This window comes from Chryseobacterium culicis, from assembly GCF_900108365.1.
Taxonomy (GTDB): Bacteria; Bacteroidota; Bacteroidia; order Flavobacteriales; family Weeksellaceae; genus Chryseobacterium; species Chryseobacterium culicis.
This window is the reverse complement of record NZ_FNWQ01000002.1, coordinates 207,582-223,269: the sequence shown is the minus strand read 5'-3', so window position 1 is coordinate 223,269 and position 15,688 is coordinate 207,582. Positions and strand designations below refer to the sequence as shown.

Below are 15,688 nucleotides of genomic sequence, written 5' to 3'. Positions count from 1 at the left end.
TGAATTATTATAAACCGCAAAAATAAGTTTTATTTCTCTTGTATTCAAATCTACTTTTCCCCATCCCTTGTAAAGCCGGCTTTTCTTTACAAACCATTACTTCGCAATTCCCGGAATTACAGGCAGACTAAGATTCCCTGACTGATTTACGGACTGTACCGCAAAAATATAATTGTCTTTTGAAAGCGGAATCTTTATGGAAAGTTCTCTTGTAAATATTTTTTTCTGCCACACCGGGCTATCCGTTTCTCTTGCCAGCACATAATATCCTGACGGAATTCCCGATTTCGGTTTTTCCCAATGCAGGGTTGTTGAATTCGTCAGTTGTTTCACTTCCATTTCCACTTTCTCAGGTTTGGATGCTGATTTGGAAAGATTTGCCAGTACAGCTACATTGGCAGCAACATTCTTTTTCAGATATTTAAAATCTATGAATTCAGGAAGATCGCCGTACTGCTTATTGTTTTCAATTCTGATATCCTGATGCTGATGATCGTAATTTTCATAATACTCGGTTAATCTGACCGAAGGAAATCCGTTGTTCACAAAGCTGGTATGGTCTCCTCCGCGCAAAAACCTGTCATTTCTGTAAATCAGCTTAATCTCCAATCCTTTTACGTACTGCTCTGTAATTTCTTTGATATACCGCGCCAGCTGTCTGGATTCACTGTCATTTTCAAAACCAAGATTCCTGATCGTCATTGCTTTTTTGTCCAGATCTTTATAAGGCAAACCTTCGCTGAACACTCTGAGAACACGGGTATTGACCTCTCCGGTTTCTCCTGCTTTGGGATTACCTATCATATCATTGTTCAGAACCGCTTCCAGCTGCAAATTCTCTGTTTTAATTTTTTCCGCCAGCTGCTTAGATCCCAATAACGACTGCTCTTCTCCTGAAAAGGCTACAAAGATGATGGATGCCGGAAAAGAGGACTGACTCAATATTCTTGCAGATTCTATAACTGCGCTTACTCCACTGCCGTCATCATTGGCTCCCGGTGCTGCGGAAGTTCGGTTCATTACATCAGTTACCCTTGAATCAAGATGACCGCCAATCAGGAATACTCTTTTATCATTAGGATCTGTTCCTTTCAAAAAAGCAACCGCATTCGCGAGGCTAGCAGCTGTATCAATTCGTTTTCCATCAGGCTGAATGACTTCCTGCTGGAGGTATACTTCCATTCTGCCACCGGAGTTTTTGGCATAATCGCTGAATTTTTTAATCACCCAGTTTCTTGCTGCACCTATTCCCTGCTTGGGATCATCTGTTGAGCTTAAAGTATGCCGGGTTCCAAAGCTCACCATCTTTCCGATGTAAGATTTTAGCGAGTCTTCATTCACCTGACGCACATATTTTTTCACTTCATCATCTTTTGATGGTTTCTGAGCAAAAGCAGTACAGGAAATCAGCAATAAAAATACGGAATACTTCATAGGATCATTCTTAGATTGTTTAAAGATACAAAACACTTTATTTCATCCGACATCTTTTATTGTCTGTGAATCTGTATAGTGTCTGCTATTTTCTGCTGTTCCATTTTATGGATGAATCTTACCATCAAATTTCAACCAAAACCTGACAAAAATCTTCTCTGCAATTCCACTTTTCTTATCCCTGCAAGGCGTTTTTATTATATATTTGTTAAAATTCAAAAAATACAATGGATAAACTTTCAGATAGAGTAAAAAGATTAGGATACTCACAGACATTTGTCATGTCAAACAAAGCCAGAGAAATGAAAGCGAACGGAATAGATGTGATCAGTTTAACTCTTGGCGAGCCGGATTTCGATGTTCCGGACAATATCAAACAGGCAGCTTTCGATGCCATTAATCAAAATTACAGCCACTACTCTCCTGTTCCGGGATTTCTGGAACTGCGTGAAGCGATTGTTTATAAATTAAAAAGAGATAATAATCTGGAATACAAACCTACTCAGATTTGTGTTTCCAATGGTGCCAAACAAGCTATTTTAAATGTTCTGGCTGCTATTATCAATGATGGTGACGAAGTTCTTCTTCCTGCCCCTTACTGGGTAAGCTATGATGAGATGGTTAAAATGATGGGTGGAACCTCGGTAATACTTCCTACTTCTTATGTTACTGATTTTAAAGTCACTGCAGAGCAGCTTGAAGAAGCCATTACAGAGAAGACCAAAGCTATACTTTTCAGCTCGCCGTGTAATCCTTCCGGAGGGTATTATACGTATGACGAATTAAAATCCATTGCAAAAGTAATTGCAAAGTACCCTCAGGTGACGATCATTTCTGACGAGATCTACGAATACATCAATTACGAAACAAAAACAACCTCTATCGCTCAATTCCCGGAAGTATATGAACAGACAGCGATCATCAACGGAATGTCTAAAGCATTTGCTATGACGGGTTGGAGAATCGGGTATTCCGCATGTCCGGAATGGCTGGCAAAAGCCTGCGAGAAAGTACAGGGACAAATGACCAGCGGAGCCAATACAGTTGCCCAGAGAGCTTCTATTACTGCCTTAAAAACAGATCCTTCCGAATACAGATATATGATTGATGCTTTCAAAAAAAGAAGAGATCTGGTCTATGAGCTCATCAAAGAAATTCCAGGATTTAAGGTAGTACTTCCAAAAGCCGCCTTCTATTTCTTCCCTGATATTTCGCATTACATCGGAAAAACGCTGAACGGTACAGAAATTAAAAACTCTGATGATTTTGCCATGTTCCTGTTGGAAAACGCCCATGTAGGATGTGTAGGCGGATTCTCTTTCGGAAGTCCGGAATGTATCAGGTTTTCTTATGCAGCTTCTGAAGAAGATTTAAGAGAGGCGATGAAACGAATTAAAGATTTGTTAGACAAATTCAATTAGCATTAACATCTACTAATCAAAAATACAACACAACAGCAATGAATCTGTTAAAAAAACTAACCATCGCTACAAGTATTGCCGCTGCCAGTTTCGCAGGATATGCTTTTGGTCAGGATTTCCAGTGGAAAGAAGGTACTTCCAACGGATACAAGTACAAATATGTAACCAATGATCCAACTTCCGCAAGGTATTATACCCTGAAAAACGGATTAACGGTCATTCTGAGTCCTACGAATAAAGACCCGAGAATACAAACGTACATTGCCACCAAAGCAGGAAGCAAAACCGATCCTGCAGACCACACCGGTCTTGCCCATTATCTGGAGCATATGCTTTTCAAAGGAACCAATCAGTTCGGATCTAAAGACTGGGCGAAAGAAAAACCGCTTTTAGATCAAATTGATGCTCTTTACGAAAAGTACAACCAAACAAAGGACGAGGCCAAAAGAAAAGAGATTTACAAAGAAATTGACCGAGTTTCCGGAGAGGCTGCCAAGTACGCCATTGCAAATGAGTACGATAAAATGATGGCTGGTATGGGAGCTGACGGCACCAATGCCTTCACTTCTTTTGAACAGACGGTATATACGGAAGATGTGCCGGCCAACGTTCTTGACAAATTCCTTGCTGTACAGGCTGAAAGATTCAGAGAGCCGGTTTTAAGACTATTCCACACTGAGCTTGAAGCTGTGTATGAAGAAAAAAACAGATCACTTGATGATGACGGTGATAAGGTTTTCGACACCATGTTTGCTAATCTTTTCCCTAACAACAATTACGGAAAGCAAACAACCATCGGGACTATTGAGCACCTGAAAAATCCTTCTCTGCATGCAATCAGAGAATATTATAACAGTTATTATGTTCCCAACAATATGGGAATCATTATGTCCGGAGATTTTAATCCTGATGAAGTTATTGCTAAGATTGACAAGGCTTTCTCCTACATGAAACCTAAAGCAATTCCTGAATATAAAGTGGGACAGGAAAAACCTATCACCGCTCCTATCGTAAAAGAAGTGGTAGGACCCAACCCTGAAAATGTAATGCTTGGTTTCAGGTTTCCGGGAGCCTCTACAAAAGATGCAAGAATGCTGAACCTTGTAGGAAATATGCTTACGAACGGACAGGCCGGTCTTATTGATCTTGATCTTGTAAAAAAACAAAAGTTACTGGGTGCTTATGCCGGATCTTATGCTTTAAAAGATTATTCCGTTTTACTATTACAGGGAAAACCAACGGAAGGACAGTCTCTGGATGAAGTAAAAAATCTTCTTCTTCAGGAAATTGATAAATTGAGAAAAGGTGAGTTTTCTGACGATCTGATTCAGTCTATCGTTAACAATGAAAAGAAAGGGATCATTCAGAAAGACGAAAAATATTCAACCAGAGCAAGCATCCTGATGGATGAATTCACTTCGGACATTGACCACAAAACATCGCTGGAATATGTGGACGAAATTTCAAAGCTGACGAAAAAAGATATTATGGATTTCGTTTCCAAATATCTTCAAAACAATAACTACGTTGCTGTTTACAAAAGAAAAGGTGAAGATAAAAGCATTGTAAAAGTTGACAAACCAACCATTACACCGGTTTCCGTTAACAGAGAAGATCAGTCCCCTTTCCTTAAGAAGATTGATACAATGCCCGAAAACCCTATCGCTCCGGTATGGCTGAATTATGATAAAGACATTGCCAAAAATAAGCTGGCTGATGTAGATGTACTTTCTGTAAAAAATACAGACAATGCGCTTTTCAGAATGTATTATCACTTTGATTCAGGAAAATGGAATAACAAGATTCTTCCTTTGGCTGCAGAGTACCTTCAGTATTTAGGAACGAAAGACAAATCTTCTGAGGTAATCAGTAAAGAGTTTTACAAACTGGCTTCGAGCTTCAATGTAGGAGCCGGAAATGAGGAAACCTATGTATCTCTTGAAGGACTCAATGAAAATTTCGATAAAACAATTGCTTTATTTGAAGATCTGATTAAAAACTGCCAGGCAGATCAGACAGCTCTTGATGCTTACAAAACAAGACTGAAGAAAGCCAGAGCGAACGCTAAGCAAAACAAAGGAACCATCATGGCAGGATTGAGAAGCTATGCTCAATATGGTGTACAGAATCCTTTCAACAATGTATTGAGCGATGCTGAACTTGATGCTTTAAAAGCAGAAGATCTGATTAATGTTCTTCATGATTTGTTTAATTTCAAGCATAAAGTACTGTATTACGGACCGAAATCTGGAAACGAAGTGGTAGCCTCTTTACAACCGGTTCATAAACTTCCTGCAACCCTGAAAGAGCTTCCGAAGTCTAAAACTTTTGCCCAGATCCCGACTGATAAAAACAAAGTACTGTTTGCTCATTATGACATGGTACAGGCCGAAGTGTTCTGGGTAAGAAACTCTGACCCATATAATCCTTCCACTACGCCAACGGTAAGTTTATTCAACAATTACTTCGGAGGAGGAATGGGTTCTATTGTCTTCCAGACCATCAGAGAATCAAAAGCCCTGGCCTATTCTACTTATTCTTATTTTGCGCTTCCGAGCAAGAAAACAGACAAGGATATGGTAATGGCTTATGTAGGAACGCAGGCTGACAAATTCAATGAGTCTACGACTGCTATGAATGAGCTTTTGACAACCCTTCCAAAATCTGAGCAGTTATTCGAAACAGCGAAAAGCGGATTGAAAAAATCAATCGCTTCTGAAAGAATTACTCAGGACGGAATCATTTTCTCTTATCTGAAATCCCAAAGACTTGGAAACAACTTTGATATGAGAAAGAATGTCTACGAACAGGCTCCAAAACTGTCTTTCACGGATATCAATTCCTTCCACGATAAGGAAATGAAGAATAAAAACTACACATACTGTATTGTAGCCTCTCAAGATAAAGTAAATGAAGCCGATATGCAGAAATTAGGAGAAGTAAAAAAACTTAATTTAACTGAGATATTTGGTTATTAAAATAAACAAAAAGCCCTGTTATCAGGGCTTTTTTATTTAACAGCATGGCAAAAACAATTATAGATTTTATTTATCGGTTTTAGTTTGTTCGATAGATAGAACTTTTATATATTTGCATAAGAAATTTAAATATAAAAACAGAAAAATTATGTCTTTAGTAGGAAAAAAATTCCCAAACTTAACAATTGACGCAATGTCTGAGATGGGTGACGATCTAAGAATCAACATCCTTGATGAAGCAGTAAACAACCAGCAAAAAGTTCTTTTATTCTGGTACCCTAAAGATTTCACTTTTGTATGCCCTACTGAGCTTCACGCTTTCCAGGAGGCTTTAGGTGAATTCGAAAAAAGAAACACTAAAGTGATTGGTGCATCTTGTGATACTAATGAAGTACACTTTGCATGGCTGAACACTCCAAAAGATAACGGAGGAATTGAAGGAGTAACTTACCCACTTCTGGCTGATACTCACAGACAATTGGCTAACACTTTGGGAATTGTTGATCAGGATTTCGAATATGATGAAGATGGAAATGAAGTTTTCACAGGTTCTAACGTAACTTACAGAGCAACTTACCTTATCGACGAAACAGGAAAAATCTTCCACGAAGCGGTAAACGATATGCCTCTGGGAAGAAACGTAAAAGAATTCTTAAGATTAATTGACGCTTACACGCACGTACAAAAACACGGTGAAGTATGCCCTGCCAACTGGGAAGAAGGAAAAGACGCTATGAAAGCTGACAGAACTTCTACAGCAGAATACTTAGCGAAGAACTAATATAATGTGTTAATTTGAAAATGAGATAATTTGAAGATTAATCTCAGGATGGTTAAAAATTATCTCATTTTCTTCTTGATAAAGCATTGATACATTGTCAAATTAACAAATTTTCAAATTACAATCATGTACACAGAATTAACCGAAGATATCTTACAAAATATAGTTAACGACAACGAAAAAGTAGTTGTTCAGTATGGCGCAACATGGTGCGGAAACTGCAGAATCATGAAGCCGAAATTCAAAAAATTAGCTTCTGAGAACGAATCCATTCCGTTTTTATATGTAGACGCGGAAAAGCTTCCTGAAAGCAGAAAATTAGCAAAAGTGGACAACTTACCAACTTTCGCCATCTTCAAAAACGGAGAATTAGTGAATCAGGTGCAGTCTAACCAGGCAGAAAGTTTAATTAACCTTTTTAATGAATTAGCATAATGAAATTACCCGTAATCAGACAGTTTTATCAGAATCAGACTCCTGAAAATCTTGAAAAAACATTGGAAGTACTGGAGAGTTTCTGCGAATTCAGAGGAACAAGTGAAGAAGATCTGAATGTTGCAGGAGAATTAATCACCAACATCTGCGGAGCTCTTGAGGTTCACGCCAACGTGGAAAGCGGAATGAGTGAAAAAGACGCTTTAAATTCTTTTGCTCAAAAGGTTTTAGGATCAATTGACAAATAATATCTTTCCGATTATACAATCAGAAGAGTATAAAAAAACACAAAATACAATACCTGAGGTTTTCCTCATTACTATACTTTTTTCTATTCTTTAAGAATCTTTTATTTCAGCTGTAAATGTACTTCAAAAGACCTTAACCGGTTAAATGAGGCTGGAAGCTGCATTAAAAATTTTAAGGAATGACCAATTAAAATCCCGGTGAGAATATCATCAGGATTTTTTGGGTTTACGGTTTATATTACAACACGTATAACACAAATATTTTTCACAAATAACACAAATAAATCCCCACAATCATCTGTGTCAATCCGTGAAATCCGTGGGCAAAAAAAATAATCAAAATTTATTCTGGGTTTCGGCTAAAGCCATCAAGACATCCACAATGATAAAACGGGCTAAAGCCCGTTCCTATTGAATTATTCAACTGCGTTTATTCTTGAAAACACATTGGTAATCTGTATGTTTAATTTTAAAACCACAAACGACACAAATATTCTTCACAAATAGTACAAATAAATACACGCAATCATCTGTGTCAATCCGTGAAATCCGTGGGCAAAAAAAATAATCAAAATTTATTCTGGGTTTCGGCTAAAGCCATCAAGACATCCATTATGATAAAACGGGCTAAAGCCCGTTCCTATCGATATGATTAAATTATGTTTATTCGTGAAACCATTGATGACCTTTGTGTTTAAATTTATTTTTAAATAATAAAAAAATCCCGATGAAAATCACCGGGACTCTATTTTAAAAGCTAAAACAACTTATTAATTAGCTTCTTCTGTTCATCAATATACTCAGAATATACCAGAATAAAAGCATAATTGAAGCAAAAAGCTGCAATGCCGCTCCTACATACTGATTGGTTCCATAGGAATCTTTCAATTTACTGGTCTGATACAGGATGGTGGCCGAAGCCAGAATCACCATTCCTACTGAGAACCACAATCCAAGGTTAAAACCAAAGATCATCCCTCCTACAATCAGTCCGATCGAAATAAATCCACCAATCACAATGATATTTCTTAAAAAAGAAAAATCTCTTTTGGAAGTAAATGCCACCGCAGAAATACCTGCAAACATAGCAACCGTTAAAGTAGCAGCCTGGAAGATTACATTCGTACCGCCTGTCATATTGGTTGCAATAAAAAGAAGAGGCATGAAAATAATGGCTTCCAGCAAGATGTAAAATCCTAATCCCAGATATTGGGTAGATTTACTTTGTGAAAGTGACCATTTGGAAGCTAAAACGGAAGCCAGCCAGAATACCCCGATAATCAGCAGCCAGATATATCTCTGTCCGAACATCATTGCGATAAATTCTACCGGAACCGTTTTTAATAGTATCGTTTCCACTCCAATAAACGCAAGAATAGACAAAGCCACATGCAAATACGTCTTCTTGTAAAAATTTGCCTTCTCCACTTCTGAAGAATGGGCAACTAAAACATCTGTCATCATAGTTAATATTTTTTTAGTTAATCGAAAATCAATTTCCTTTTATTTTGCAGGCAATACTCCCAGAATTTTCCCATCATCCTCAAATACAGCTGTGATAGCTTCCCTGGAAGAAGGCTCTCCTGCATATTTATATTTAATACTTGGATGATTGGTACCGTCCATTGTTTTATAATAGCCTGCTTTTAAAATTTCAAGCTTTTTATTAGGATCAATACCCTCTTTGACCTTTTTAAGAACATCATCTGTAACAATCTCCTTCACTTTTTCAGATAGCAGTCCATTAATGGTAACGCGGTCTGAAGCTTGTAAAGCATCCACAAATTTAAGGAAGTTATCATTATACAAACTGACTTTCTCCTTACTTATGGTGGCTGGCTGCTCTTTCTTCTGGGCATTTTCTACCTTCACACCTGCTACCTTCTGTGCAAACACTAACTGTCCACCCACAACCGCAAGTCCCAGCAATAATTTTTTCATAGTATTCATTTTTTATTTGGTGAAATAAGTGATGGAAGATACGAAAATCAGACCAGTTCCAAAAATTTCATCGTATCCACGTTATCCGCATACGTATCAAGCCCCGGGTTCTGCGCCTCTCCAAACGGAACTGCCTCCATTCCCAAATCTTCTTTTGCTACCACACACTGGATATTCTCTTCATTTTCTGCAATAAATGCTTTCACATCATCCAAAGATTCATACCTGCTGAAATTGATTACTGAAAGCGGACTGAACAGTTTGTCATCCTCTTTCAGCATCACAAAATTATTATCCCAGAACTTATCCTGATTCAAAAGATAAATTGCTCTGTTATAATCATAATTGTTGGCATATTTGTTATGATTGATGATATCCTGAAAGCCCAGGAAGCTCTCAAACAACCTGTCGATCACAAAATCCTCCGGAATAAATATCCTCGTTACATTTCGGCAGCCCAGTCCAAAATACTGGAAAATATCATGGCCCAGCAATTCCAGTTCTTCTTGCGTTTCATCACCTTTCAGTACTGCAACAGACGTTCTGTTTTTACGGATAATGCTTAGATGATTTTTGAAATAATATTCCAGATATCTGGCCGTATTATTACTTCCTGTAGCAATAACAGCATCGAAATTCTCTAATTTTTCTACAAATTCAAAAACAATATTCCCGTCGGAAAATTCATTCCATTTCTTTAATAAAAACGGAATCATATACTTATCCTTTGAAGATAATTTAATGACAGGGATATGATTGCTCAAGATAACAGAAAGCACGTCATGAAACCCAACCAGAGGAATATTTCCCGCCAGAATAAGTCCAACTCTCTTTGAAATTTTAGAGATGGAATACTTTCCCAGCCAGTTTCTGATATGTTCCTCAGTCAAAAGATCTGCCCATTGCTGCAAAGCAAATTTCTGATTATCAATGGTAAACCACGGATTCTCTATTTCTGATCTTTTTAACAATAATTCAATATCAGCATCATCTTCATTCTGATCTTCCGGTTTCTTCGCTAAAAACGCTTTTATATAATCACTTAATTTAATAAGTCCTAAAACTTGATTTTCGGTATTCATAATTACTTTAAAATTGGGTAAAATTTTGTAATTTTGTGCAAATTTAAAAAAAATTAGCGATGGCTATTAAAATAACTGATGAATGCATTAACTGTGGGGCCTGCGAACCGGAATGCCCAAACAATGCAATATATGAAGGAGCTGTAGATTGGAAAGCTTCTGACGGTACGGCTCTTCAAGGCACCATTACAATGCCGTCGGGACTTACCGTAGATGCCGATTCACCACAGGAACCTGTAAGTGATGACGTCTACTTCATTGTAACAGATAAATGTACAGAATGTAAAGGATTCCATGAAGAACCTCAGTGCGCAGCCGTATGCCCTGTAGACTGCTGTGTTCCTGATGAAGATCACGTAGAATCTGAAGAAGCTCTTCTTAATAAAAAAGCATTCTTACACGGCGAATAAAAAAATTCCGTCTCATTATCCGTGAGGCGGCTTTTTTTACCCAAAATTTCATTAAACCCAAAAAAGCAGACGGAAATGGTATTCCTGAAGCATCCAAAAAATAAAAATATGAACAAAAAGCACAACTTCAGCGCAGGACCATGTATTTTACCACAGGAGGTATTTGAAAAATCAGCTCAGGCAATCCTGGATTTTAACGGTATCGGATTGTCTCTTCTTGAAATCTCTCACAGAAGTAAGGATTTCGTTGCGGTAATGGACGAAGCGCGTGCCATTGTAAAAAGATTGATGAATCTTGGTGATGATTATGAAGTCCTTTATTTAGGAGGAGGTGCCAGCCTGCAGTTTGCAATGGTTCCTTACAACCTGATGAAAGTAGGTGGAAAAGCAGCTTACCTGGATACAGGAACATGGGCAGCCGGAGCCATCAAAGAAGCCAAAAAAGTAGGAACAGTAGATGTAGTAGGTTCTTCAAAAGAAGAAAACTATTCTTTTATTCCTAAAGATTATACGGTGGGTGCAGAATATGATTATTTCCACTGTACGTCCAACAATACCATCTACGGAACTCAAATGAAATCTTTCCCTGAAGTAGATACCATGATGGTATGTGATATGAGCTCTGATATATTCTCAAGACAGCTGGATTTCTCTAAGTTTGATCTGATCTATGCCGGTGCTCAGAAAAATATGGGACCTGCAGGAGTTACCTTAGTGGTAATCAAAAAAGAAATTCTTGGAAAAACAGGAAGAGAAAATATGTTCTCTATTCTGGATTATTCTCAGCACATTTCTAAAGAATCTATGTACAATACTCCACCCGTATTCCCGGTATACGCCTCTTTACTTACCCTTCAGTATCTTGAAAGAAACGGAGGAATTGCTGCCGCAGAACAGAGAAACGAAGCAAAAGCAAAACTTTTATATGATGAAATTGACAGCAATCCTTTATTCGAAACTTTCTGCGTAAAAGAGGACCGTTCACTGATGAATGTATCCTTTAAAATCACAGATGAAAGCAAAAAAGAAGAGTTTGACAATGCCTGGAAAGCAGCAGGAATCAGCGGATTAAACGGCCACAGAAGCTTAGGCGGATACAGAGCCAGCTTGTACAATGCCTTACCTATTGAAAGCGTACAGGTTTTGGTGGATGTAATGAAGTCAATAAAATAGCTTATATTAGGCGACCGAAAAAATAAAAAGATATCAGACAAAAGATGTCGGATAAAAGAACTCAAAATCTGGCTTCCGACCTCTTCCATCTACCATCTGTAATAAAATAACTCATGAAAGTTTTAGCAAACGACGGAATCTCGAAAGCGGGAGAACACACTTTAAAAGAAGCCGGAATTGACATTCTGGACAATAGAGTGGCTCAGGATCACGTTATTAATTTTATTAACGATAATCATGTGGATGTTCTTCTGGTAAGAAGTGCAACGAAAGTGAAACAGGACCTGATTGATGCCTGCCCCGGCCTCAAAATCATCGGAAGAGGAGGCATCGGGATGGACAATATTGATGTAGAATATGCCAGAAGCAAAGGTATTAAAGTGATCAATACCCCTACAGCATCATCAAAATCTGTGGCAGAATTGGTTTTCGGACACTTTATTTCACTGGCAAGATTCCTTCATGAATCAAACAGACTGATGCCTCTGGAAGGAGAAACCCACTTCAACGCAATGAAAAAGTCTTTCAGTAATGCGTATGAACTTTCAGGAAAAACATTAGGAGTAATCGGCTTTGGAAGCATTGGCCAGGAAGTTATAAAAATAGGAATTGCTTTAGGAATGAAAATCACCGTTCTGACAAGAAGCCCTAAAACAGAAATTCTTACCCTGAATTTCTTCAACGGGCAGTCTCTGAACTTTGAAATTACTTCCACCAATGATATGGACGCATTCCTAAGAGATGCAGATTTCATCAGCATCAATACGCCGAAAACGAATGAGTATATTATAGACACCCCCCAGTTTGAAAAAATGAAAGACGGAGTCTATATTGTAAATACTGCAAGAGGAGGCGTCATTAATGAAGTGACGCTTATCGATTTTATTGAGTCAGGAAAAGTAGCAGGAGCAGCATTGGACGTTTTTGAAAATGAACCCAATCCTGAATTGCCCTTACTGATGAATCCCGCATTATCACTTTCCCCTCACGTAGGCGGCAATACAGTGGATGCGCAGGAAAAGATCGGTATCGAACTTGCAGAACAAATTATTAAGCTACAAAAAGAAACTATAAGATAAATATGCCTGTTTTTAAACCTTTCCGTGGAATAAGACCTCATAGAGACTTCGAGAGTACTTTCCCTACCCATCCTCTGGATAATTTCACCCAGGAGGAGATTGCAGAGAAAGCTCAAGTTGAAAATACTTACATCAATATGATTAAACCTTATGTTGTAAGTAAATCTAAAGATATTGACCGGAACCTCCGAAAGATCCGTTCCACATTTGAAGAACTTCTGGAAGAAAAGAAATTGGTCCAGGACAATTCATCCTATTATCTTTATGAGCAGATCTATCCCAACAAACAGGTGTTCAGGGGACTTCTGGGATTGGCAAGTATTGAAGATTTCTGGAACGGTAAAATCAAAAGACATGAAAGTACCATTCCTCAGAAAAAGGAAAAGCTGGCTCATTACCTTGAAAAAGTAAACCTGCAGGCAGAACCTGTACTGCTTACCTATCCTGCTAACTCAAAAATTGAGCTGCTGATGAATCATGAGGAAAAAAATGTTCCCATCTTCAATCATGTAGACTCAATTGGAATCAGACATAAAATCTGGAGAATAGACAACCGTCTGAAGCTGCAGCAGTTTAAAGAAGTAATAGATCAGATTGATTCATTCTACATTGCAGACGGACACCACAGAATTGGCTCTACAGCTATCAATGCCAAATACCATAAAGAGAAAAACAAGAAACATAACGGTACAGAGCTTTATAATTTTGTATACAGCTTTATCGTGTCCAACCAGTCAATTAAGATTCATGATTACAACAGAATCTTACATGACCTGAATGGTATTTCACCGGAGGATTTTCTTAAGCAGCTTGAACAGTATTTCCTTATTCACGAAAAAGGAGAGACTTCATACTACCCTTCTCAGAAATTCCATATTTCAATGTATATGGACGGGAAGTTCTACTCGCTCCACGTGAAGCATGACCTTCGTTCCAAAGAAATGTCTCTGGATAATCTAGACCATCACCTTTTGGACAAATACGTTTTCAAAAACATCCTTAAAATTGAAGATCCGGACAGTTCTGAGCTTATTTCTTACGTAAAAGGAACTTCCGACATTAACGGAATCAATCTTTTAAAAGAAAAAGTAGACGGCGGTGAAGGTAAAGTCGGTTTCGGAATCTATCCTGTAAGTTTTAATGACATGATTAAAATTTCAGACCTGAAATTAAGTATGCCTCCAAAATGTACATTCATAGAGCCAAAATTGATTACAGCCCTGTTAATGTATGATATGAAACCTTAATAAATTCCTATTTTTTCCCTACTTTTATCAACGGAAAAGATAAGTAAATAAAAAATGAAAAAAATATTCATTATACTTCCACTCTTTTTGAGTGGATTTTTATTTTCTCAAAAAAAACCACAAAAAAGTCCGGTAAAAAAAGGAACCATTGCGAAACTCAATTATCATGATGAGTTCCGAAAAATTTCAGATGAAATTATGACCAACGGTACTGCCTATAATAATCTCGGAGAGCTTACCAAAGGCATAGGACCACGTTTCAGCGCAACTCCCGGATATGCAAAAGCGGTAGAATGGGCAGAAAAAAAGTTCAGGGAAATCGGTATTAATATGATCTGGAGGCAGGAAGCTAAAGCACCGGTCTGGATCAGGGGAAAAGAATCTTTACAGATCAGAACCGGAAACGGCGACTGGAAAAATATAAGAATGCTTTCTTTTGGAAACTCCGAGGGAACAGGTGGAAAGGATCTTGTAGGTGAAATCGTTTTAATCAATTCCACATCAGAGCTTAATGCCATGTCAATAGGTCAGCTAAAAGACAAAATAGTCTTTGTAAATGTTCCTATGGATCCAAAAATCATTAATACCAGTGACGCTTATCTGCAGGCCGCAAAATCAAAACTTATTTCAGCTTCCGTAATTGCCAAAACAGGTGCAAAAGCATTAATTATAAGGTCACTGACCACAGCTGGTGACGATACCCCTCATGCCAAAATGATTTACTATGAGCCAGACGATAAAGTTAAAATTCCGGCTTTATCAATTGGCGTAAGATCGGCAGACGAATTGGAGAAAATAGTAAAAAAGCAAAAAGTTACCGCCAAAATCAATATGACCGCCGAATCAAAAGGCGACACCACGAATCCTAATATCATTGCTGAAATTGGGGGCAAAAAAGATTCTAAAGTAATCGTTTTAGGAGCCCAGCTTGATTCCTGGGACATTGGTGAAGGTGCAACAGACGACGGAACCGGAGTTGTACAGTGCATTGAAGTTTTAAGAACCCTGAAAGCCCTGGGATATGAAAACAACCATACCATCCGTGTAGTCCTTTATGCCAACAGTGAAAACGGAGGACAGGGCCGTGAGATGTATGCAGCGTATGTAAAAAAGAAAGATGAAAAACACATATTTGCTCTTGGAACAGATGCCGGAGGTTATTCGCCCAGAGGATTTTCCCTGGATATGTCCCCTCAAAGAAGAAGACTGGTGTATCCGTGGAAGGAGTATTTTCTTCCGTATGGAGTGTATGATTTTGACCAGACAGAAGCCATTCAGGATATTTCCCCTTTAAAAAAGCTGGATATTCCTTTAGCAGAACTTGTAGTAGACACACAAAGATATTTTGACTATCATCACTCGGAGCAGGATACCTTTGATAAAATTAATAAAAGAGAGCTTCTTTTAGGAGCTGTAGCCATCACACAGTTGATTTTTATGGTTGATAAAAACTGGTAAT

At 38.1% G+C, this 15,688-nt stretch carries 14 protein-coding genes; 10 read left to right on the top strand and 4 right to left on the bottom strand.

Annotated elements, in window-relative coordinates; genetic code table 11:
* Nucleotides 1-96 precede the first annotated feature (96 nt).
* Nucleotides 97-1,434 (bottom strand): M20/M25/M40 family metallo-hydrolase, encoded by a 1,338-nt coding sequence (locus BLW74_RS07355; RefSeq protein ID WP_089691096.1) that lies wholly within the window; start codon nt 1,432-1,434, stop codon nt 97-99.
* A 227-nt stretch (nt 1,435-1,661) separates the two neighbouring features.
* Between BLW74_RS07355 and BLW74_RS07350 the strand changes: the two genes are divergently transcribed.
* The 5 genes from BLW74_RS07350 to BLW74_RS07330 all read left to right on the top strand — a co-directional run bounded on the left by BLW74_RS07350 (nt 1,662) and on the right by BLW74_RS07330 (nt 7,297).
* Entirely contained in the window at nt 1,662-2,855 is a 1,194-nt protein-coding gene (locus BLW74_RS07350) for a pyridoxal phosphate-dependent aminotransferase (RefSeq protein WP_089691094.1), read from the top strand.
* A 38-nt stretch (nt 2,856-2,893) separates the two neighbouring features.
* Nucleotides 2,894-5,833, top strand: coding sequence for a M16 family metallopeptidase (locus tag BLW74_RS07345; protein ID WP_089691092.1), 2,940 nt, complete (start codon nt 2,894-2,896; stop codon nt 5,831-5,833).
* Between the two features lie 148 nt (nt 5,834-5,981).
* Nucleotides 5,982-6,614, top strand: a complete 633-nt coding sequence (locus BLW74_RS07340) for a peroxiredoxin (protein ID WP_034698496.1) — start codon at nt 5,982-5,984, stop codon at nt 6,612-6,614.
* 126 nt (nt 6,615-6,740) lie between these two features.
* The gene (locus tag BLW74_RS07335; RefSeq protein WP_089691090.1) at nt 6,741-7,049 is read left to right on the top strand and encodes a thioredoxin family protein; all 309 of its coding nucleotides are present in this window, start codon (nt 6,741-6,743) and stop codon (nt 7,047-7,049) included.
* On the top strand, nt 7,049-7,297 hold the full coding sequence (locus BLW74_RS07330) for a DUF6952 family protein (protein ID WP_089691088.1): 249 nt from the start codon (nt 7,049-7,051) through the stop codon (nt 7,295-7,297). The genes BLW74_RS07335 and BLW74_RS07330 overlap by 1 nt, the downstream gene beginning before the upstream one ends.
* A gap of 774 nt (nt 7,298-8,071) precedes the next feature.
* Here the strand turns inward: BLW74_RS07330 and BLW74_RS07325 are convergent.
* From BLW74_RS07325 to BLW74_RS07315, 3 genes are read right to left on the bottom strand one after another with little or no spacing between them, the layout of a single operon-like run.
* Complete coding sequence (locus tag BLW74_RS07325; RefSeq protein ID WP_089691086.1) at nt 8,072-8,761, bottom strand: Bax inhibitor-1/YccA family protein; 690 nt, start codon at nt 8,759-8,761, stop codon at nt 8,072-8,074.
* Between the two features lie 39 nt (nt 8,762-8,800).
* A complete protein-coding gene (locus tag BLW74_RS07320) occupies nt 8,801-9,238 on the bottom strand; it encodes a peptidylprolyl isomerase (RefSeq protein WP_228424818.1) in 438 nt (145 codons plus the stop codon).
* Between the two features lie 47 nt (nt 9,239-9,285).
* Nucleotides 9,286-10,320: an acyl-CoA reductase gene (locus BLW74_RS07315; RefSeq protein ID WP_089691083.1), complete on the bottom strand. Its 1,035-nt coding sequence runs from the start codon at nt 10,318-10,320 to the stop codon at nt 9,286-9,288.
* 59 nt (nt 10,321-10,379) lie between these two features.
* Between BLW74_RS07315 and BLW74_RS07310 the strand changes: the two genes are divergently transcribed.
* From BLW74_RS07310 to BLW74_RS07290, 5 genes are all read left to right on the top strand, one after another.
* On the top strand, nt 10,380-10,730 hold the full coding sequence (locus BLW74_RS07310; protein WP_089691080.1) for a 4Fe-4S binding protein: 351 nt from the start codon (nt 10,380-10,382) through the stop codon (nt 10,728-10,730).
* 108 nt (nt 10,731-10,838) lie between these two features.
* Nucleotides 10,839-11,903 carry a 3-phosphoserine/phosphohydroxythreonine transaminase gene (gene serC / locus BLW74_RS07305; protein ID WP_089692576.1) on the top strand — a complete coding sequence of 355 codons (1,065 nt, stop codon included), beginning with the start codon at nt 10,839-10,841 and terminating at the stop codon, nt 11,901-11,903.
* 113 nt (nt 11,904-12,016) lie between these two features.
* Nucleotides 12,017-12,982 carry a D-2-hydroxyacid dehydrogenase gene (locus tag BLW74_RS07300; protein WP_089691079.1) on the top strand — a complete coding sequence of 322 codons (966 nt, stop codon included), beginning with the start codon at nt 12,017-12,019 and terminating at the stop codon, nt 12,980-12,982.
* A gap of 2 nt (nt 12,983-12,984) precedes the next feature.
* Complete coding sequence (locus tag BLW74_RS07295; protein WP_089691074.1) at nt 12,985-14,229, top strand: DUF1015 domain-containing protein; 1,245 nt, start codon at nt 12,985-12,987, stop codon at nt 14,227-14,229.
* Nucleotides 14,230-14,283: 54 nt separating this feature from the next.
* Nucleotides 14,284-15,687, top strand: coding sequence for a M28 family peptidase (locus BLW74_RS07290; protein WP_089691072.1), 1,404 nt, complete (start codon nt 14,284-14,286; stop codon nt 15,685-15,687).
* The last annotated feature ends 1 nt before the right edge of the window (nt 15,688 follow it).

Bases quoted from the DNA above. Each gene is read 5' to 3' on its own strand.
- BLW74_RS07355 (WP_089691096.1), bottom strand. From the start codon at position 1,434: ATGAAGTATTCCGTATTTTTATTGCTGATTTCCTGTACTGCTTTTGCT.
- BLW74_RS07330 (WP_089691088.1), top strand. From the start codon at position 7,049: ATGAAATTACCCGTAATCAGACAGTTTTATCAGAATCAGACTCCTGAA.
- BLW74_RS07325 (WP_089691086.1), bottom strand. From the start codon at position 8,761: ATGATGACAGATGTTTTAGTTGCCCATTCTTCAGAAGTGGAGAAGGCA.
- BLW74_RS07315 (WP_089691083.1), bottom strand. From the start codon at position 10,320: ATGAATACCGAAAATCAAGTTTTAGGACTTATTAAATTAAGTGATTAT.
- BLW74_RS07345 (WP_089691092.1), top strand. From the start codon at position 2,894: ATGAATCTGTTAAAAAAACTAACCATCGCTACAAGTATTGCCGCTGCC.
- BLW74_RS07300 (WP_089691079.1), top strand. From the start codon at position 12,017: ATGAAAGTTTTAGCAAACGACGGAATCTCGAAAGCGGGAGAACACACT.
- serC (WP_089692576.1), top strand. From the start codon at position 10,839: ATGAACAAAAAGCACAACTTCAGCGCAGGACCATGTATTTTACCACAG.
- BLW74_RS07310 (WP_089691080.1), top strand. From the start codon at position 10,380: ATGGCTATTAAAATAACTGATGAATGCATTAACTGTGGGGCCTGCGAA.
- BLW74_RS07320 (WP_228424818.1), bottom strand. From the start codon at position 9,238: ATGAAAAAATTATTGCTGGGACTTGCGGTTGTGGGTGGACAGTTAGTG.
- BLW74_RS07295 (WP_089691074.1), top strand. From the start codon at position 12,985: ATGCCTGTTTTTAAACCTTTCCGTGGAATAAGACCTCATAGAGACTTC.
- BLW74_RS07340 (WP_034698496.1), top strand. From the start codon at position 5,982: ATGTCTTTAGTAGGAAAAAAATTCCCAAACTTAACAATTGACGCAATG.
- BLW74_RS07350 (WP_089691094.1), top strand. From the start codon at position 1,662: ATGGATAAACTTTCAGATAGAGTAAAAAGATTAGGATACTCACAGACA.
- BLW74_RS07335 (WP_089691090.1), top strand. From the start codon at position 6,741: ATGTACACAGAATTAACCGAAGATATCTTACAAAATATAGTTAACGAC.
- BLW74_RS07290 (WP_089691072.1), top strand. From the start codon at position 14,284: ATGAAAAAAATATTCATTATACTTCCACTCTTTTTGAGTGGATTTTTA.